20 protein-coding genes are annotated in these 17434 nt (G+C 69.6%); 12 read left to right on the top strand and 8 right to left on the bottom strand.

Features of this window, described 5'->3' with window-relative positions:
• Positions 1–8: 8 nt before the first annotated feature.
• Positions 9–341, bottom strand: a complete 333-nt coding sequence (locus ABOD76_RS16845; protein WP_350243118.1) for a response regulator — start codon at positions 339–341, stop codon at positions 9–11.
• A gap of 207 nt (positions 342–548) precedes the next feature.
• On the opposite strand from ABOD76_RS16845, the gene yjjX reads away from it, so the two are divergent.
• The 3 genes from yjjX to ABOD76_RS16830 are packed head-to-tail and all read left to right on the top strand — an operon-like array spanning position 549 to position 2205.
• The gene (gene yjjX, locus ABOD76_RS16840; protein WP_350243117.1) at positions 549–1070 is read left to right on the top strand and encodes an inosine/xanthosine triphosphatase; all 522 of its coding nucleotides are present in this window, start codon (positions 549–551) and stop codon (positions 1068–1070) included.
• A complete protein-coding gene (locus tag ABOD76_RS16835) occupies positions 1067–1378 on the top strand; it encodes a DUF1294 domain-containing protein (protein WP_350243116.1) in 312 nt (103 codons plus the stop codon). Before yjjX ends, ABOD76_RS16835 begins: the two co-directional genes overlap by 4 nt.
• Positions 1379–1401: 23 nt before the next feature.
• On the top strand, positions 1402–2205 hold the full coding sequence (locus ABOD76_RS16830; protein ID WP_350245296.1) for a [LysW]-aminoadipate kinase: 804 nt from the start codon (positions 1402–1404) through the stop codon (positions 2203–2205).
• On the opposite strand, the gene ABOD76_RS16825 is transcribed toward ABOD76_RS16830, so the two are convergent.
• The gene (locus ABOD76_RS16825) at positions 2198–2974 is read right to left on the bottom strand and encodes a phosphotransferase enzyme family protein (protein WP_350243115.1); all 777 of its coding nucleotides are present in this window, start codon (positions 2972–2974) and stop codon (positions 2198–2200) included. The genes ABOD76_RS16830 and ABOD76_RS16825 overlap by 8 nt on opposite strands.
• A 31-nt stretch (positions 2975–3005) precedes the next feature.
• Between ABOD76_RS16825 and ABOD76_RS16820 the strand changes: the two genes are divergently transcribed.
• Positions 3006–3320 (top strand): hypothetical protein, encoded by a 315-nt coding sequence (locus tag ABOD76_RS16820; RefSeq protein WP_350243114.1) that lies wholly within the window; start codon positions 3006–3008, stop codon positions 3318–3320.
• Positions 3321–3356: 36 nt separating this feature from the next.
• On the top strand, positions 3357–3938 hold the full coding sequence (locus tag ABOD76_RS16815) for a GNAT family N-acetyltransferase (protein ID WP_350243113.1): 582 nt from the start codon (positions 3357–3359) through the stop codon (positions 3936–3938).
• A gap of 52 nt (positions 3939–3990) precedes the next feature.
• Here the strand turns inward: ABOD76_RS16815 and ABOD76_RS16810 are convergent, their stop codons facing one another.
• Positions 3991–5103, bottom strand: coding sequence for a BMP family lipoprotein (locus tag ABOD76_RS16810; RefSeq protein ID WP_417323547.1), 1113 nt, complete (start codon positions 5101–5103; stop codon positions 3991–3993).
• A gap of 232 nt (positions 5104–5335) precedes the next feature.
• On the opposite strand from ABOD76_RS16810, the gene uvrA reads away from it, so the two are divergent.
• From uvrA to ABOD76_RS16790, 4 genes are read left to right on the top strand one after another with little or no spacing between them, the layout of a single operon-like run.
• Positions 5336–8347, top strand: coding sequence for an excinuclease ABC subunit UvrA (gene uvrA / locus ABOD76_RS16805; protein WP_350245295.1), 3012 nt, complete (start codon positions 5336–5338; stop codon positions 8345–8347).
• Positions 8348–8407: 60 nt separating this feature from the next.
• Entirely contained in the window at positions 8408–8998 is a 591-nt protein-coding gene (locus ABOD76_RS16800) for a hypothetical protein (protein WP_350243111.1), read from the top strand.
• Positions 8999–9041: 43 nt separating this feature from the next.
• Positions 9042–9710: a DsbA family protein gene (locus tag ABOD76_RS16795; RefSeq protein WP_350243110.1), complete on the top strand. Its 669-nt coding sequence runs from the start codon at positions 9042–9044 to the stop codon at positions 9708–9710.
• A gap of 1 nt (position 9711) precedes the next feature.
• Complete coding sequence (locus tag ABOD76_RS16790) at positions 9712–10152, top strand: disulfide bond formation protein B (RefSeq protein WP_350243109.1); 441 nt, start codon at positions 9712–9714, stop codon at positions 10150–10152.
• Positions 10153–10213: 61 nt separating this feature from the next.
• Here ABOD76_RS16790 and ABOD76_RS16785 read toward each other — a convergent pair whose 3' ends face one another.
• Positions 10214–11143, bottom strand: coding sequence for a carbohydrate kinase family protein (locus ABOD76_RS16785; protein WP_350243108.1), 930 nt, complete (start codon positions 11141–11143; stop codon positions 10214–10216).
• Between the two features lie 32 nt (positions 11144–11175).
• Entirely contained in the window at positions 11176–11823 is a 648-nt protein-coding gene (locus tag ABOD76_RS16780; protein WP_350243107.1) for an HAD family hydrolase, read from the bottom strand.
• A gap of 115 nt (positions 11824–11938) precedes the next feature.
• On the opposite strand from ABOD76_RS16780, the gene ABOD76_RS16775 reads away from it, so the two are divergent.
• Complete coding sequence (locus tag ABOD76_RS16775) at positions 11939–12820, top strand: hypothetical protein (protein WP_350243106.1); 882 nt, start codon at positions 11939–11941, stop codon at positions 12818–12820.
• On the opposite strand, the gene ABOD76_RS16770 is transcribed toward ABOD76_RS16775, so the two are convergent.
• Both ABOD76_RS16770 and ABOD76_RS16765 read right to left on the bottom strand, forming a co-directional pair.
• Entirely contained in the window at positions 12817–13995 is a 1179-nt protein-coding gene (locus ABOD76_RS16770; RefSeq protein WP_350243105.1) for a phosphodiester glycosidase family protein, read from the bottom strand. The genes ABOD76_RS16775 and ABOD76_RS16770 overlap by 4 nt on opposite strands.
• Positions 13996–14213: 218 nt before the next feature.
• A complete protein-coding gene (locus tag ABOD76_RS16765; RefSeq protein WP_350243104.1) occupies positions 14214–15086 on the bottom strand; it encodes an alpha/beta hydrolase in 873 nt (290 codons plus the stop codon).
• 102 nt (positions 15087–15188) lie between these two features.
• Between ABOD76_RS16765 and sdaAB the strand changes: the two genes are divergently transcribed.
• Both sdaAB and sdaAA read left to right on the top strand, forming a co-directional pair.
• Positions 15189–15866 (top strand): L-serine ammonia-lyase, iron-sulfur-dependent subunit beta, encoded by a 678-nt coding sequence (gene sdaAB, locus ABOD76_RS16760; RefSeq protein ID WP_350243103.1) that lies wholly within the window; start codon positions 15189–15191, stop codon positions 15864–15866.
• On the top strand, positions 15863–16717 hold the full coding sequence (gene sdaAA / locus ABOD76_RS16755) for an L-serine ammonia-lyase, iron-sulfur-dependent, subunit alpha (RefSeq protein ID WP_350243102.1): 855 nt from the start codon (positions 15863–15865) through the stop codon (positions 16715–16717). Before sdaAB ends, sdaAA begins: the two co-directional genes overlap by 4 nt.
• Here the strand turns inward: sdaAA and ABOD76_RS16750 are convergent.
• Entirely contained in the window at positions 16714–17412 is a 699-nt protein-coding gene (locus ABOD76_RS16750; RefSeq protein WP_350243101.1) for an HAD family hydrolase, read from the bottom strand. The two genes, sdaAA and ABOD76_RS16750, sit on opposite strands and share 4 nt — an antisense overlap.
• Positions 17413–17434 lie beyond the last annotated feature (22 nt).

The following is a 17434-nucleotide window of genomic DNA, read 5'->3' as shown; positions in this document are numbered from 1 at the left end:
CCCTCACTTCAGGGTTTGAGCTGCTGCCACGCGGCCGCCAGTTCCCCGGCATCAATCGGCTTGAGCAGGTACCCGCAGGAAGCGGGCAGCGGCGTCAGGTGGTCCTGATCGCTCCACGAGGACAGCAGCACCAGCACCGGAATCCGCCGGAGGGTGCCGTCCTGTTCCAGCTGAGTCAGCACCTCCAGGCCGTCCAGGCGCGGCAGGTGCAGGCTCAGCAGCACCAGCGCCGGGTCCGGACAGCTGCGGTACGGCGTTTCGTGGCGCAGATAGCTGAGCGCCTCCACTCCGTCATGCACCACCTGCAGGCCCTGGCTCAGCCCGGCGTCATCGAAGGTCATCTGCGTCAGCAGAATGTCCGCTTCGCTGTCCTCAACGAGCAGGATGGATGGGGGGGGTGACGGCTGCTGGATCATTGTGGGGTCGGCGTGCCTCCTGAGCATTCAGTGTGGTGATCGTGCGTGGCGCGCGCCGGAGCGCTGCATGAAGAACTGTAGGTTCAACCTTTCCGGTTCCTTCAAGGAGCCGGCGGCTCTATCATCCCGGACGTGACTGTCTTTGTCGGAAGCCTCAACCCCGCCAAGCTGCGCCCGGTGCAGCTCGTGTTCGCCCAGACCTTTCCTGAGCTGCCGGTCCAGGGCTGCCCGGCGGCCTCCGGCGTCCCGGATCAACCGATCGGCGTGGAGCAGACCACCCGGGGCGCGGTTCAGCGGGCCATTGCCGCCAGCCAGCAGCCGGACGCCCGCTGGGGCGTGGGGCTGGAGGGCGGCGTGCGCTTCGACGAGGCCGGCGCGTGGCTGTTCGGGGTGGTGGCGGTGGTGCGCGGCCCGCAGCTGGAACTGGCGCGCACCGCCGAGCTGCGGCTGCCTCCGCAGGTGGCGGCCCGGGTGCTGGCCGGGGAGGAACTGGGGCCGGTAATGGACGGGCTCAGCGGCGTTCATAACATCAAGCAGAAGGCCGGCACGGTCGGCTGGCTGACCGACGGCCTGCTGTCGCGCGCCGACGTGTGGCAGCAGGCGCTCAGCCTCTCGCTGGCGCCCTTCCTGCACCCGGAGCTGTACCGGCCTTGACGCTGCTGCGGCTGCTGGCGGTGCTGTACATCGCCATGAGCCTGGTGGCCTTCGTGGCCGTGTGGCAGGACAAGCAATTGGCCCGGGGCGGCCATCAGCGCATTCCGGAGCGGCAGCTGCACCGCCTGGAGGCGTGGTTCGGCTGGCCCGGCTCGCTGCTCGCCCAGCAAGTGTTCCGCCACAAGACGCGCAAGGTCAGCTACCAGCGGGTCTTCCGGCGGGTGGTGGCGCTGCACCTGGGCGGGTTGGCCGTTCTGCTTGTCATCTGGTATGTGTCAGGCCGTTATAACTTTCATGTGCTAGGATGACCGGCGTGAATTCGCAGGATGGGCTGGTGGTGGTGAAGGTCGGCGGCAGTGCCGGCATCGATTACGACGCGGTGTGCGCCGATGTGGCGGCCCTATGGAAGGAAGGCCGGCGGCTGATCGTGGTGCACGGCGGCAGCGGGGAAACCAACCGGGTGGCCGAGGCGCTGGGGCATCCGCCGCGCTTCGTGACCAGTCCCAGCGGCTACACCTCGCGCTTCACCGACCGCCAGACGCTGGAAATCTTTGAGATGGTGTACTGCGGCAAGATGAACAAGGGCATCGTGGAGCGGTTGCAACGCCACGGGGTGAACGCGGTGGGGCTCAGCGGCCTGGACGGCCGCATCTTCGAGGGCCGCCACAAGGATTCGGTGCGGGCCGTGGAGAACGGCAAGGTCAAGGTGCTGCGCGGCGACCACACCGGCACGGTGGAGCGGGTGAACACCGGCCTGATTGAGCTGCTGCTCTCGGGCGGCTATCTGCCGGTCCTGACCCCGCCCGGCGCCAGCTACGAGGGCGTGGCGATCAACGTGGACGGGGACCGGGCCGCCGCTGCCCTGGCCGCCGCCCTGGGGGCCGACGCCCTGCTGCTGCTCTCGAACGTGCCGGGCCTGCTGCGCGATTTCCCGGATGAACGCAGCCTGATCCGCGAGATTCCGGCGAACGAGGTGGAAGCGTATCTGGACTTCGCCCAGGACCGCATGAAGAAGAAGGTGCTGGGCGCCGCAGAAGCGGTGGCCGGTGGGGTGCGCCGGGTGATCTTCGGAGACGCCCGCGCCGGAGCCCCGGTGAGCGCGGCGCTGGCCGGGGCCGGCACCGTGGTCAGCTGACCGCGCTGCTCAGGAGCCCGGTCAGGGTCGCGGTGCTCTGCTCATAGCCGGCCCGGTCGGTGTGCTCGGCACACCACACCGCCAGGGCGAGCGCGTCGAAACAACGCACCGCGCGCAGAAGCGCGTGCTCTTCTGCCGTCCACCCGCGCCCGTAGCCGCTCTGGAACGCCTGGGCCAGCGCCGGGTCCGGCAGAGCGTTCAGCAGTTTGGCGGTGTCCAGAACTGCCGGACCGGGGCGGGCATGCTCCACGTCGATGACCGTCAGGCGCGAGCCGTCCCACAGCCAGTTCCGGGCGGTGTAGTCGCCGTGCCGCAGCACCACCGCCGGAAACGGTCCGGAGAGCGCCGCCCGGGTCATGGCCTCCACCCGCTGTACCTGGGCCGGGTCTATCCAGCTTGCAGCGCGCGGAACAAATGCGTTCATCAGCCGCTCCAGATCGTGCCGCCCGGTGTCGAAAGGAATGGCGAGCGGCGCGGCATCGTGCAGGACCCGCAGCGCGGCGCCGGCCGCCCAGTACAGGTCAGGCGTCGGCGAGACCAGCAGGGCGCACTCACCGGGTCTGCGCTCCAGGACCAGCTCCAGCCGCTCGGGAACGCTGTGCAGCAGCTGGGGCAGGTGAGCGGGCCAGGTCCGGTAGCCGTACAGCTCCCGGGCAAACTTGTGCGGCTGGCGGTGCCGCTTCAGGACGGCCGGACGCCCCTGCCAGCAGGCCGCATACACCTGCGCCTCGCCGTGGTCCCAGCCGATGTGTTCACCCACTTCGAGCATCCGGCAAGTTTAGCAAGTACACTCTGGCCTGATGACTGCGCGTGCTGGCCGGAAATACAAGCTGTCCGCGCCGCCACCCGGGGCACTGGCGGCGGCCACGGTGCTGACGCTGCTGCAGCGCCAGGGCGGGCGCGAGTACCTCACCACGCTGTATTTCGGGGCCGAAGCCCGGGGCGAGTACCGCCTCACCGCACGCGGCGAGCGTGTGCGGGCCCAGGGACCGTCTGGCACGGTCAGCGAACTGGACGCGGCCCGCTTCAGCGAGGTGTTCGGACGCTACCACTTTGCGGAGCTGCGGCCCTCCGGCCTGTTGACCGACCTGGGACCGCTGTTCAGCCCGGCCTGAGTCGCGCAGGGACCAGTTCTGGCCTACGCTGAAGGCATGACCCTCCACCCTGTCATCGTGGGCGACGACGTCGTGCTGGCCCGGCTGCGCGCCGAGGATGTGCCGGCCATCGCCCGCTACTTCCAGAACCTGGAACTCACCACCTACCTGTCGGGCAGCGGCATGAGCTACAGCCTGGAGGACGAGCAGGCCTGGTTCGCCGAGATCAGCCGCAGCCGCGCGGACCGGATCATCTTCGGCATCTACGAACCGGAGGGCCGGATCGTGGGCGCGGTGGAACTGCGCGACATCCGCCAGCCACACGGCACGGCTGAACTGGGCATCGCCCTGTACGACCCGCACGTCTGGGGGCGCGGCTATGGCTCGCAGGCGGTGCAGCTGATCGCCGCCTACGGGATGTTCCACCTCAACCTGCACAACATCCTGCTGAAGGTGTACGCCTTCAACGAGCGGGGCATCCGCGCCTACCGCCGGGTGGGCTTCCAGGAGATCGGGCGACGCCGGGGCGCGGTGCTGCTGGGCGGCCAGCGCCACGATCAGGTGTTCATGGAACTGCTGGCCGAACAGGTGGACGTGAGCCGCCTGCGGGCCCAGATTCAGCAGCTGAACGTCCGGTAACGCGAACGGGGGCGGGGCCGCCCGGCCACCCCGCCCCACGCAGACCACCCGTTTACTGGGTCGGCACCCGCACGGTGCCGGAAATCACCAGCTGCTTGACCTGACTCAGGGCGGCTTCCATCTTCTTGTCGATCAGGGCGCGGTTGTACACGTCGAGCGCGTAGCCCACGCCGTCGTTCTGCAGGCCGAAGCCCCGGTCGCCGGAGCGCCACGGCCGGCCCTGCGCGACCTCCTGGATGATGGTGTACACGGCATTGTCCACCCGCTTGACCATGCTGGTCAGGCCGTGGTTGAGGGTGGCGGGGTTCTTGTCGGTGTCGCCCAGGTAGTTCTGGTCGCTGTCCACCCCGATGAAGAAGGCCGGGCGGGTGTCGCCGGCGCACCGCTTCTGGTAGTCGGCCCCCTTCGGCACGCTGGCGTAGCGGTCTGGGGCGAACTTCACCCCCTTGGGCAGGCTGCTGGCCTTCAGGCACTGCACCGCGTTCACCTGGGCCACCACGCCGGTGCCGCTGCCGCCCGCCGCCGCAAAGATCACGTCCGCGCCCTGCGCCTGCATGCTGGCCGCGAGCTGCCGCGCCTTGGCCGGGTCATTCCAGGCGGCCGGCGTGGTGCCGGTGTAGGCGCTGACCACCTTGCAGCTGGGGCAGATGAACCGGACGCCCGCCGTATAGCCGGCCTGGAACTTGTGGATCAGCGGCACGTCCATGCCCCCCACGAAGCCCACCACGCCGGTGCTGCTGGCGCGGGCCGCGATGTAGCCCACCAGGAAGGACCCCTCCTGCTCCCGGAAGCGCAGGCCGGCGGTGTTGCTCCCCTTGGGCAGGTCGTCCACCACCGCGAAGTGCGTCTGCGGGAACCGGCTGGACGCGGCCTCAATGCTGTCCTTGTTCGCAAAGCCCACCCCGATCACCAATCCAGCGCCGGACTTGGCGAGCGGCTCCGCTCCCCGGGACACGTTGCCCTTCGCGTCCTCTTTCGGTTCGAACAGCTGGACCTTGACGCCCAGCTTCCTGGCGGCCCGCTGCGCGCCTTCCCAGGCGGCCTGGTTGAAGGAGCGGTCGTTCTTGCCGCCGGAATCCAGGGCGATGCCCACCCGGAGCGGCTGGGCTATGCCCAGGGCGAGGGGGAGACTGAAACCGAGAAGCAGCAGGGCGGCGCGGGTCATCTTCATGGAGCCTTATGGTCCGCCACACGGCCAGATCCTGCGATGTGTTTCTTTACAGGCTGCCGCCGAGGCCCGAGTGATCTGAAAGAACACCGTAACCTCCGTGCCTTGCGGGGCTGGGCCGTGGTGTTAGAATGTCATGTTTGGCCAAGAAGGACAGCCGCCGAATCTGCCAAGTACAGAAGATCTGCTGTCCCAGACCTGCCGTGAACTGCACCTCACAAGGAGCCTGATTTTGCAGAACCTGATCGTACGCGGGGCGCGGGAACACAACCTCAAGAACGTGACCGTGGAGCTGCCGCGCAATAAGTTCGTGGTGATCACCGGGGTGTCGGGCAGCGGCAAGAGCACGCTGGCCTTCGACACCATCTACGCCGAGGGCCAGCGCCGCTATGTGGAGAGCCTCTCGGCGTACGCCCGGCAGTTCCTGGGGCTGATGGAGAAGCCGGACGTCGAGAGCATCGAGGGCCTGTCCCCGGCCATCAGCATCGACCAGAAGACCACCAGCCACAACCCGCGCAGCACGGTGGGCACCGTCACCGAGATCCACGACTACCTGCGTCTGCTGTACGCCCGGGTGGGCACGCCCTACTGCCCGATCTGCGGCCGCAAGATCGAGCGTCAGAGCCCGTCCGAGATCACCGACAAGCTGCTCAGCGGCTACGAGGGGCAGCGGGCCATCCTGCTGGCCCCGATCGTGCGTGGGCGAAAGGGCGAGTACCGCAAGCTGTTCGGAGAGCTGCGGCGCGAGGGCTTTGCCCGCGTGCGGGTGGACGGCACCATCTACGAGATGGACGACGCCGAGAAGCTGAAGCTGGAGAAGTTCGAGAAGCACGACGTGGACGTGGTGATCGACCGCATCAGCGTGCGTGACAGCGACCGCTCGCGCATCGCCGAGAGCGTGGAGCTGGGCCTGCGGCGCGGCGAGAGCCTGCTGCGGGTGCTGTTCCCGGACAGCGGCGCAGAGGAGCTGTACAGCGAGAAGTTCGCCTGCCCTGAGCACGGCAGCGTGCTGGAGGAGCTGGAACCGCGCAGCTTCAGCTTCAACAACCCCTACGGTGCCTGCCCCGACTGCACCGGCCTGGGCTTCAAGAACGAGTTCTCCGCCGATCTGGTGGTGGACCCCAAGCTGAGCCTCGCCGAGGGCGCCATCCTGCCGTGGAGCAAGAAGGGCACCGGCGGCGGCGTATACTACTGGGACAAGATCAAGGCGCTGGCCGAGCACATGGGCTTTGACACCAAGACGCCGTGGGGTGAGCTGCCCAAGGAGGCCCAGCGCGCCATCCTGCACGGCCCCGGCCAGCCGTTCGAGGTGGTGTACCGGCGCGGCGGCAAGGAAACCATGCGCTTCATGACCGAGTTCGAGGGAGTGCTGCCGAACCTGGAGCGGCGCTACGCCGACACCGAGTCGGAGTTCATGCGCGAGAAGCTCGAGGAGATGATGGAGCTGTGCCCCTGCCCCACCTGCGGCGGCACCCGCTACAAGCCGGAGATCCTGGCGGTGCGGGTGGGCGGACTGAACATCGCGCAGGCCAGCCACATGAGCGTGCTGGACGCCGACCGCTACTTCCGCGAGCTGCAGGACGGGGCGCTGGACCATGAGCACATTGCGCCGTACCTGCACATGGGCCTGGGCGGCGCCCAGAAGGCGCACGCTCCGCTGCGCTACGACTACCGGCTGGGCGAGTTCGGGGCGCAGGTGTCGGCCCCGATCATCCGCGCGGTGCGCACCCGCCTGAAGTTCCTGGTGGACGTGGGCCTGGACTACCTCTCGCTGGACCGGGCCGCCAACACCCTGTCGGGCGGCGAGGCGCAGCGCATCCGCCTGGCGACCCAGGTGGGCAGCGGCCTGACCGGCGTGCTGTACGTGCTGGACGAGCCCAGCATCGGGCTGCATCCCAAGGACAACCACCGCCTGATCGGCACGCTGAAGCACCTGCGCGACCTGGGCAACACCCTGCTGGTGGTGGAGCACGACGAGGACACCATGATGGAGGCCGACCATCTGGTGGACATGGGCCCGGGAGCCGGCGTCCACGGCGGCAACGTGGTGGCGCAGGGCACGCCCGACGAGGTGCGCCAGGACCGCGACAGCCTGACCGGCAAGTACCTGCGCGGAGAGCTGAAGATCGAGGTGCCCGCCCAGCGCCGACGCGGCAACGGCAAGAAACTCAGCGTGCGCGGCGCGCGCGAGCACAACCTGCAGAACGTCTCCATCGACGTGCCGCTCGGCACCATGACGGTGGTCACCGGGCCCAGCGGCAGCGGCAAGAGCACCCTGATCCACGACATCCTGCACGCCACGCTGGCCCGCGACCTGAACGGCGCCAAGACCACCCCCGGCAAGGCCGACGCCATCGTGGGTGTGGAGTACCTGGACAAGGTCATCGAGATTGACCAGAGCCCCATCGGGCGCACCCCGCGCAGCAACCCGGCCACCTACACCGGGGTGTTCACCGAGGTCCGCGACCTGTTCACCCGCACCCCGGAAGCGCGGCGGCGCGGCTATCAGGCAGGCCGCTTCAGCTTCAACGTGAAGGGCGGGCGCTGCGAGAACTGCAAGGGCGACGGCGTCATGAAGATCGAGATGAACTTCCTGCCGGACATCTACGTGCCGTGCGAGGTCTGCAAGGGCGCGCGCTACAACCGCGAGACGCTGGAAGTGAAGTACAACGGCAAGAGCATCTCGGACGTGCTGGACATGACCGTGGAGGACGCCCGCGACTTCTTCGAGAACATTCCGGCCATCGAGCGCAAGATGCAGCTGCTGTGCGACGTGGGCCTGGGCTACATGCGCATCGGGCAGCCGAGCACCACCCTGTCGGGCGGCGAGGCGCAGCGCATCAAGCTGGCCTCGGAGCTGAGCAAGCGCGCCACCGGACGCACCATCTACATCCTGGACGAGCCCACGACCGGGCTGCACTTCGAGGACGTGCGCAAGCTGATGGAGGTGCTGCAGCGGCTGGTGGAGGGCGGCAACACCCTGCTGGTCATCGAGCACAACCTGGACGTGATGAAGTGCGCCGACCACATCATCGACCTGGGGCCGGAAGGTGGCGTGCGCGGCGGTCAGGTGGTGGCGGTGGGCACCCCGGAGGAGCTGGCGGCCCACCCGACCAGCCACACCGGCGCGTACCTGGCCCGGGTGCCGGGCATCGTGCCGACCGGCGCACCGGAACTGGTCGCGGCGGGCGACGCCAAGCCCAAGCGGGGCCGCAAAGCCAGCGCCGCCACTGGCAAGTAGAGGGCCCGCCGTGGCATATAGGGTACAGATGACCACCTTCCTGCCCCGACGAGGCCAGCCGTGAGCGCTCCTGAACCGGCGGCGAGCCCGGACACCGGCGCCCGCCCCTCGCTCTCCCCCGCCCGGCGCCGCCGCCTGCGCGCCCGCAACCTGATGCTGCTGCGGCTAGCCTGGGGCGCCGTGCTGCTGCTGGTGCTGGCCTGGAGCCTGTGGCAGCCGCTGCCGTGGCCCGAGCGGCTGGCGCTGTGGGTGCTGCTGACGGTGCTGGCCGACGAGGCGGGCCACTGGTACGGCTTTATCGGCGTACTGCTGGGCGCGCTGCCGTTCTTTGCGACGGCCGCGCCCCCTGCGCAGTGGTGGGCCATCCTGCCGCTGGTGGGCGGGGCGCTGCTGGCGCTGCTGGTGGTGAAGCATGCGGGCGGGCCGCTGGTGCTGCCGTTCGCGTGGGCAGTGTTCGCCGCCGCGATTCTGGGCGCGGCACGGCTGAGCCCCTCCATTGACGACACGCTGACGCTGCCGATGAACCACACCTTCCAGCGCACCTCGCTGCTGATGGCGGCGCTGGGGCTGGGGTTCAGCCTGCTGCGGCAGCTGACCGGTCTGTACCTGCGCCGCCGCGCCGAGCAGCTGCGCCCGGTGGTCGCCGGCTGAGCGTCTTCGGTTTCGGCTCATTTGGCCCGGCTAGACTGCACTCATGAGCCGACCCAACACCACCGCTCCTGCCCGCCAGAACCGGACCGTTCTGGTCATCGGAACCCTGATCGCCGCCGTGCTCATCGCACTGGCGGTGCTTGCTTTACGTCCGGGCGGCGCGCCCAGCGGCACCAAGACCTTCGACCTGGACGGTCAGCCGTTCCTGGGTCAGGCCTCCGCCCCAGTGACCCTGGTGGTGTTCGAGGACTACAAGTGCCCGAACTGCAAGAACTTCGAAGACAACACCATGCCCACCCTGCAGAGCAAGTACCTGGACACCGGCAAGATCAAGCTGTACCGCATCAACTTCCCGTTCATCGGGCCGGACAGCACCACCGCCGCCGAGGCCGCCGAGTGCGCCTACGACCAGAAGGGCAACGACGGCTACAACCAGCTCTCGACCCTGATCTTCCGGGCGCAGGGCGAGGAGACCGAGCAGTGGGCCACCAAGGACCGGCTGGTCACGCTGGCCGGGTACGTGGACGGCCTGGATGCCGACAAGCTGCGCAGCTGCCTGGACAGCGAGGCCACCAAGGACCGGGTCGCGGCCGACACCGCCCAGGCCAACAAGGCGGGCGTGACCGGCACCCCCAGCGTGTTCGTGAACGGCGTGCTGGTCAGCAACTACTCGGCCGACTCGGTGAGCGCGGCAATCGACAAGGCCAAGTGACGTGAACCGCGACAACCGGCTGTATCTGGCCTGGGTGGTGAGCATGGTGGCCACCATCGCCAGCCTGTATTTCAGCGAGGTGCGCCATTTCGTGCCGTGCGTGCTGTGCTGGTTCCAGCGCATCTGCATGTACCCGCTGGTGCTGGTGCTGGGCGCAGCCGCCCTGCGCAGCGACCTGGGCGGGCGCGTCTACGCGTTGCCGCTGGCGCTGGCGGGCTGGGTGATCGCGCTGATCCAGAACCTGGAAGCCTGGGGCGTGATCCAGACGCTCAAGGTATGCGGCGTGGGGCAGACCACGGTGGGCTGCGACGCCAAATGGCCGATCTTCGGCGACACGCTGACTTCGCTGTCGGACGTGATCACCATTCCGGTGCTGAGCCTGACAGCCTTCACCGTCATCATCGCCCTGCTGGCCTGGGGCCGGGGCCGCGCCCTGCCCTGAGCGGCGCGCACCTGCCCTTGAACGCCCGCCACACGGCGGGCGTTTGTGCTGGCTCGCCTGTTCAGGCCGTTGGAAACAGCTGGTCCACGTCGGCCTGGGTCGGGGCGTAGGCACCGGGGCGGGAGCAGGCCGCGGACGCCACCCGCAGCGCGAACGCCAGATGGTCCGGCCAGCGCTGCTGCGGCTGCCGGGTGGCGCTGACCAGCAGGCCGGCGCACAGCGCGTCACCGGCCCCCACCGTGTCGGCCACCGTCACCTTCGGGGCCGGCAGGCTGGCCGAGCCGCCCGCGTGGTACAGCGTCGCGCCGTCCGCGCCCCGGGTGATCACGATGGGCGCCTGGGCATTCAGCCCGCGCAGCACCCGCATCGCCCCGGCCTCGTCCAGCTCCGGAAAGAAGAAGCGCAGGTCCTCATCGCTGAACTTCAGCAGGTCGGCGCGGCGAATCACCCGCTCGAAGATCGGGCGGTAGGCGGGGTCGCGGTGCACGATGCGGGCGTTCGGGTCAAAGCTGATCTTGACTCCAGCCGCCTGCGCCTGCTCCATCATGGTCAACAGGGTGCCGGCCAGCGGCTGCCGCGCCAGGCTGACGCCGCCCAGGTGCAGCCAGCGGGCCGCTGCGGGCCAGCCGGCGGGCAGCTGAAGGGGGTCGAAGTGCAGGTCGGCGCTGTTCTCGCCCATAAAGCGGTAGGCCGGCGGCGACGCCTGATACACCACCGCCAGCAGCGTGGGCTGGGGCGAGCGCTGCAGAAAGCGCAGGTCCAGACCGCCACGCTGCGAGCTCTCCCAGATCTCGTCCCCGAAATTGTCGGCTCCGACCGTCCCCGCGAAGGCAGTTGGCACGCCCAGCGCGGCGCAGGCGCGCGCCACGTTCCAGCCGGCGCCGCCGGGATGGGCGCTCCAGCGGGAACCCCCCTCGGTGATCAGGTCGGTCAGCGCCTCGCCGGCGCTCACGATGAGGGGCAGGGCGGGCGCTGGGGCAGCATCGGTCATGCCGCCCAGTGTAGCGGCTGCGTTCCGGCGGGTTACAGGCTGTCCAGGGCACCCGCCAGCCCGGCCGGGCCCGGATACACCATCACGCCGTCCGGGGCCTCGCCGTGCTCCAGGCTTCCGCCACAGCTCAGCAGCACGCACGGCACCCCGGCGCGCCTGGCCGCCTCCGCGTCATACTTCGTGTCGCCCACCATCAGGGCCCGGTCCGGGTTCAGGTTGAGCTTCTGCAGCGCCACCATCAGGATGTCCGGGTGCGGCTTGCTGCGCTCCACGTCGCTGGAGGTCACCATGCCGGTCATCAGGTCCTGCAGGCCCGCCTGCTTCAGCAGCGCCTCGGTGAGTTCCTGCTCACCGCTGCTGCCCAGGATGTAGGGCGTGCCGCGCTCCCGCAGCGCTTCCAGCAGGTCGCGTGCGCCGGGCATCGCCTGGAGCTGCGGCACCATCGGCAGGAAGTGGCGCTTCCAGGCCTCCTTCATCTGCTGGCCCTGTTCGCTGTCGTCCGAGACGCCGGCCAGCGTGTCGAGCAGGCCGTCGCCGCCCATGCCGATCAGCGGCCGAACCTCCTCGAAGGTGCGTTCAAATCCCCCGTCCTTCAGCGCCGCGACCCAGGCGCGGGCGTGGGCGTCGTTGCTGTCGATCAGGGTGCCGTCTAGGTCCAGAATCAGCGCGCTCGGAGTCATCTGCACAGGCTAGCCCGGCGCCCGACCGTGCATCTTGAGACAGCATAAAGCCCCGGACCGGGCCGACGTCTCACAATGGAAGGCAGAGGTGAGCCCGATTCAGGACGTTCAGAAAATGCAGGACCGACTGGTGGCCGACCGCAAGGTGCGGGCGCTGGCCGCCGCAGGCAGTTACGGCACCGAGCTGGCGTGGGCCGGCTCGGTCCCGACCTTTGTGACGTTTGAGCGCGGGCTGCTGTCGGCGCAGAGTGAGCTGCGCGCCGGGCTGCTGGCCCTGCGGTTTCCCTACGACCAGCTGGAACGCTGGCGCGACTGGGAGGTGGCCCAGACCGAGGCGCCGCTGGCCCTGATCGCCACCAGCCGGCTGATCTACGATCCGACCGGCCACTACGGGCGGCTGCAGAAGATGCTGTGGAACCTCTCCAGCGAGCGGCTGGCCGTGTACCGGGAGGACCTGCTGGGCCAGGCCGGGCAGCAGCTGGATGACGCGGCGCGCACGCTGGGCCGGGGCAGCGGGGTGCCAGAGCAGGTCAGTGCGCTGGTGCGCGCGCGTGAGGTGGCGCTGGGGCTGCTGTACCCGGCGCTGCTGACGCACCTCCCGGCCTGGCCGGAACTGGAGGTGCGTCTCCCCTACGCCTGGCGAGCCACCGCTGGCCTGCGCTTTCCGCGCAGCGTGTACGGGCTGGAGCGGCTGTATGCCTTCGGCGGTGAGGAGGAGGCCCGGCGGGTGCTGCTGGCCACCCGGGGGCTGGGCCTGGTGGACCAGGAGAAGCGGGCGCGCGCGGCGTTCCAGAGCGGTTACTACGACGGCGCGGTGCGGCTGCTGCGCGACGAGGCGGCCCGGGTGCATCCGGACGATCTGGCGCGCTGGACCTCGCTGTCTGGGGCCCGGCGCGAACGGCTCAGCACCCTGATCGGCCTGACCCGCAGCCCGCTGGGACCGACGGCCCTGGAGATCGCGCGCGAGATGCTGCTGGACGTGCGCGAGGGCCGCTAGCGGGCGTAACGCCGCCCGGTGTAGTTCACGAACACCCCGATGCCGTAGGCCACCTTGCGGTTCTGGCCCATCTGCGGCTGACCGTTCCAGGCCAGGGCGCTGCTGCTGCCCCCGTCCAGCAGCAGCGCGTCGCGGCTGCCCAGGCGCAGCATCAGCTTGCCCATCTCGCTGGCCGTCAGCTGCCGGGAGGTGGTCACGAAGATCAGGTCGCGTTCCCCGATCAGACCCACCGCGCTGCGCTCCGAGCGCCGGAAGATGCCGCCGGCCTCCTGAAACACGTCGGCGAAGCTGAGGTTCAGCCGGCCCGCCCGCACGATGCTCGGCCCGCTGGCCACCACCGTCTCCATGCCGGGCCACGCGGCATTCAGTCGGCGCAGCTGACCGGCGGCCAGCACCGCCGAGGCGGCCCGCACGCTGCGTCCGCTGACCAGGGTGGCGCCGCTGTGCTGGATACTGGCGCGGTTGTCCGGGGTGATGGCCAGCGCGGCGGGAATGCGGCCCCACGACACCATCCGCCCGCCCACCACCAGGTCGCCGGCCGGCGCGAAGGTCTGCGGATGAAAGTAGCTGCCGTTGATCAGGGCGCGGGCCCCGCTGCGGCGCGCCAGCTGCGCCACGGTGGCGCTGCGCCCGGCACCCGGCAGCACCACGCTCACCAGCACGTCGCGGTGGCGCAGGTCCACCCGCACCAGCTTCACCGGGATGCCCAACACTGTGGTCCGGACCAGCGTCGCAGCGGGCCGCCTCGCTGTAGGCGGAATCGGAACCGCGACGTGGCTGGGCACCAGCAGCCGCATGCCCGGCCACGCCACCGGCCGACGCTGCCCGTTCAGCCGGGCCAGCACCGCCGGAGTGGTGTGGTAGGTGCGGGCCAGGGTACCGATCGTCTGCCCGCTCAGGACCGTAACGTAGCGGTAGACCAGGCGGATCTCGCGGGTGCGGCGCGCGGGCGGGGTGGCCGCCGCCTTGTGCGCGGCCAGAGGGGCGGCCACCGTCAGGCGCTGACCGACCCGGATGGTGTCGCTGTGCAGATGATTGAGCGTCTTCAGCCGGGTCACGCTCAGGTGATGACGGGTGGCCAGACGGAACAGGGTGTCGCCCGGACGGACCGTGACGGTGGAGGCCGCCTGAACGGTGCTGAGCCCAGCGCACGCGATGACCGCAAGGAGGCGCACAGAGAAGGAGAAGGGCACCTGTTCATCGCAGCATAGTGCTGCAGGCAGCGGGTGAATGGCAGCTGACCACAGGTGAGAGTAAAAATGATAAAAATGTCACTCTTTGAGGTTAATTTATATTAGCCTCATCAGAAAGTGACGTGCCAAACAGGATCTATAATCCAGCCAGGATAAGGAAACGGTCAGGTTAGCCTCGTCATTTCATGAGGACACTGGCTTCATGAAGTCTTTACAGGCGTCTGATGTTGCTTCAGGAAGTTCAGCATCAGGCTGCGGGTTGGCCCTAGAAAAGTCAGCGGCCGGGCCAGCGCGCCGATGATGGTGTAATGGTTGAGCCTGGGAATCACGGTAAGCGTGACCGGAACGCCCGCCGCCTTCAGCGCCGCCTCCATCCGCGTGGCGTTGGCGGGCTCCACCGTCTGGTCGTTTCCGGCCACCAGCAGCAGGTGCGGGGGCGCGTCCGGCCGCACGTGGCCGCTGGGCATCGTGTTGGCCGGGTCGCTGCCGGCCGGGAAGGCATTGCGACTGGGCAGCGTGCGGTAGTCGTAGCTGTAGGGTCCGGCCACGCCCACCACGCCCCGGACCGCTGACACCGGCACCCCGGCCTCCGCCAGCCAGCGGGCGTTGTCCACCACCTCCACGGCATTGAAGGCCCCCGCCGAGTGGCCGCTGACGAACAGGTCATCCGGGTCGCCGCCGTAGTCGCGGGCATGGTCGCGCAGCCAGCGCAGCGCCTGGGCCGCGTCCTGGATGTAGTCCGGGTAGGGGTGCTCCGGGGCGAGCCGGTAGCTCATGACCGCCACCAGATACCCGCCCCTGGCCAGACTGTCGCCCACGAACTTGTATTCGTTCTTGTCGCCGCTGGTCCAGGAGCCGCCGTGGATGAACAGCACCACCGGCAGACCGCTGGCCTTTTGCGGCGCGTACAGGTCCAGCACGTTGCGCGCGTCCGGGCCGTAGTGCAGGTCGCGGGTGACGGTCAGGCCGCTGGTGGACACCACCGCGTTCAATGTGCCGACTGGCGAGCACGCCACCAGAGAGCCCAGGCCCACCAGGGCGAGCAGTGGAAGAAGCAGGGTCCGTTTCCTCATCCCGACAGGCTAGTGCGGCCAGCACGGAGGCTGTGTGCACGATCTTGCGGTACCGCGCACTGGCCCACCTCACCGTCACCGGAAGCTGTCTATACTTATGGCATGAGTCTGCTCGATATGATCGGCCCGGTGATGATCGGGCCGAGCAGCAGCCACACGGCCGGGGCCTGCCGCATCGGCCTGCTGGCACGCGCGCTGCTGGGCACCGCCCCCCTGAAGGCGGTCATCGGTCTGCACGCCAGCTTTGCCAAGACCGGACGCGGCCACGGCACCCAGCTGGCGCTGGTGGCCGGACTGCTGAACTTTCCGCCGGACGACCCCCGGCTGCCGGATGCCCTGACGCTGGCCCCCACGCTTGGGCTGGACGTGGAATTCAATGAAATCGATCTGGGCGACGTGCACCCCAACACCGCCCGGCTGGAACTGGAGGGTGCCGGCGGCGAGCGCGTCAGCATGACCGCCAGCAGCACCGGGGGCGGCGTGGTGGAGGTGATCCGGGTGGACGGCTTCCGGGTGTCGTTCGCCGGCAACTCACCCACCCTGCTGCTGCGCTACCCGGACGCCCTGGGCGTGATCGCGCGGGTGGCCTCGCTGATCGCGGCGGACGGCGTGAACATCGCGGCGCTCGGCTGCACCCGCCAGAAGCGCGGCGGCGACGCCCTGCTGGTCATTGAACTGGACAGCCCGCTGAGCGAGGAGGCGCTGGCCTTCCTGAGCCGCTGGCAGGAGGTGCAGTGGCTGAGGCTGCTGCCGAGCGTGATGGACGGAGGTGCCGCATGAGTCCTACCCTGCAGCAATTGATGGACGCGCCGGCCCCCGCCAGTCAGTGGGTGCTGGAACAAGACTGTCAGGACAGCGGCCTGAGCGAGGCCGTGGTCCGGCAGTCGATGCTGGAGCGCATCGGGGAGATGCGGCGCAGCATTGAACGCGGGCTGGCCTCAGCCGCGCCCAGCACCACCGGCATGGTCGGCTGGAACGCCAAGGGTCTGTGGGACGCGCCCGACCGCCTGAACGCCCCGCTGATGCGCCGGGTGCAGGCCTACGCGATGGCCGTCAACGAGGAGAACGCCCGGATGGGCCGCATCGTGGCGGCCCCCACCGCCGGAAGCGCGGGCACCATTCCCGGCGCGCTCATCGGGGTGGCCGACCACCTGCAGATCCCGGACGAGCAGCTGGTGATGCCGATGGTGCTGGCGGCCGGGGTGGGGCAGGCCATCTCTCGGCAGATGTTCATTTCCGGCGCGGCGGGCGGCTGTCAGGCCGAGATCGGGAGCAGCGCCGCCATGGCCGCCGCCGCCGTGACCGAGCTGCTGGGCGGCACTCCACGCGCCTGCGTGCACGCGGCCAGCCTCGCGCTGATGAACACCATCGGGCTGGTCTGCGACCCGGTGGGCGGCTACGTGGAGGTGCCGTGCGTGAGCCGCAACGCCTTCTTCGCGGTACACGCCGTCAGTGCGGCGCAACTGGCACTGGCGCAGCTGGAGAGCTTCATTCCGCCGGACGAGGTGGTGACGGCCATGGCCCAGGTGGGCCGGATGATGCCGCTGCAGCTGCGCGAGACGGCCGAGGGTGGGCTGGCCCAGACCCCCACCGGCCTGCGCGTGACCGCCGAGATGGAAAGCCGCCGCTAGAGGCCCAGCGCCCCGCGCAGCTCGGCGTGGCTGTAGAGCAGCCGGCTCGCCCCGGCCGCCTGCAGCTGCGCGCCGGTGCCGCCATGGGTGTGGCCGCCGGCCAGCAGGCCCCAGACGGTCGCTCCGGCGGCCACACCCGCCTGCACGCCCGTCAGGCTGTCCTCAATCACGAGGCAGCGGGCCGCCGCCACCCCCAGCTGCCGCGCCGCCGCCTGATACAGGTCCGGCGCCGGCTTGCCGTGGCCGCCGACCAGCGCGGGGTCCAGCCGGTGCGGCAGCAGCGCCTCCAGCCCGGCCGCCCGCACCTTCAGCTCCAGCCGGTCGCGGCGCGAGTTGCTGGCCACCGCGTAGGGCACGCCCGCGCGCGCCAGCGCCTGCAGCGTCTCCGGAGCTCCCTCGATCGGCAGCACGCCCTCGAAGGCGGCCGCCAGCGCCGCATCCGAGCGAGCATCGAAATCGGCGGGCCGCTCCCAGCCGAAGTCGCGTTTCAGGCCCTCGTACAGCACTTTGAAGCTGCTGCCCACCGAGCGCTCCAGAAATTCCTGGGAGGTGAAGGTCAGGCCGTGCTGGGCCAGCAGGTCCAGCCAGACCCGGTTGGCCAGCATCTCGGAATCCACCAGCACGCCGTCCAGGTCGAACAGCACGGCATCGAAACGAACGGTGGAGGGCGCGGCCCGGTCAGGAGAGGCAGTCATCCGCTCGATCATGGCAGAAAAC

This window comes from Deinococcus sonorensis KR-87 (assembly GCF_040256395.1).
Classification (GTDB): Bacteria; Deinococcota; Deinococci; order Deinococcales; family Deinococcaceae; genus Deinococcus; species Deinococcus sonorensis.
Note: the sequence above shows the minus strand (reverse complement) of the source record. Positions and strands in the feature narration are given on the sequence as shown.

Bases quoted from the DNA above. Each gene is read 5' to 3' on its own strand.
- ABOD76_RS16845 (WP_350243118.1), bottom strand. From the start codon at position 341: ATGACCTTCGATGACGCCGGGCTGAGCCAGGGCCTGCAGGTGGTGCAT.
- ABOD76_RS16825 (WP_350243115.1), bottom strand. From the start codon at position 2,974: ATGCTCGAAGTGGGTGAACACATCGGCTGGGACCACGGCGAGGCGCAG.
- ABOD76_RS16820 (WP_350243114.1), top strand. From the start codon at position 3,006: ATGACTGCGCGTGCTGGCCGGAAATACAAGCTGTCCGCGCCGCCACCC.
- ABOD76_RS16815 (WP_350243113.1), top strand. From the start codon at position 3,357: ATGACCCTCCACCCTGTCATCGTGGGCGACGACGTCGTGCTGGCCCGG.
- ABOD76_RS16810 (WP_417323547.1), bottom strand. From the start codon at position 5,103: ATGACCCGCGCCGCCCTGCTGCTTCTCGGTTTCAGTCTCCCCCTCGCC.
- ABOD76_RS16795 (WP_350243110.1), top strand. From the start codon at position 9,042: ATGAGCCGACCCAACACCACCGCTCCTGCCCGCCAGAACCGGACCGTT.
- ABOD76_RS16785 (WP_350243108.1), bottom strand. From the start codon at position 11,143: ATGACCGATGCTGCCCCAGCGCCCGCCCTGCCCCTCATCGTGAGCGCC.
- ABOD76_RS16780 (WP_350243107.1), bottom strand. From the start codon at position 11,823: ATGACTCCGAGCGCGCTGATTCTGGACCTAGACGGCACCCTGATCGAC.
- ABOD76_RS16775 (WP_350243106.1), top strand. From the start codon at position 11,939: ATGCAGGACCGACTGGTGGCCGACCGCAAGGTGCGGGCGCTGGCCGCC.
- ABOD76_RS16765 (WP_350243104.1), bottom strand. From the start codon at position 15,086: ATGAGGAAACGGACCCTGCTTCTTCCACTGCTCGCCCTGGTGGGCCTG.
- sdaAB (WP_350243103.1), top strand. From the start codon at position 15,189: ATGAGTCTGCTCGATATGATCGGCCCGGTGATGATCGGGCCGAGCAGC.
- sdaAA (WP_350243102.1), top strand. From the start codon at position 15,863: ATGAGTCCTACCCTGCAGCAATTGATGGACGCGCCGGCCCCCGCCAGT.
- ABOD76_RS16750 (WP_350243101.1), bottom strand. From the start codon at position 17,412: ATGACTGCCTCTCCTGACCGGGCCGCGCCCTCCACCGTTCGTTTCGAT.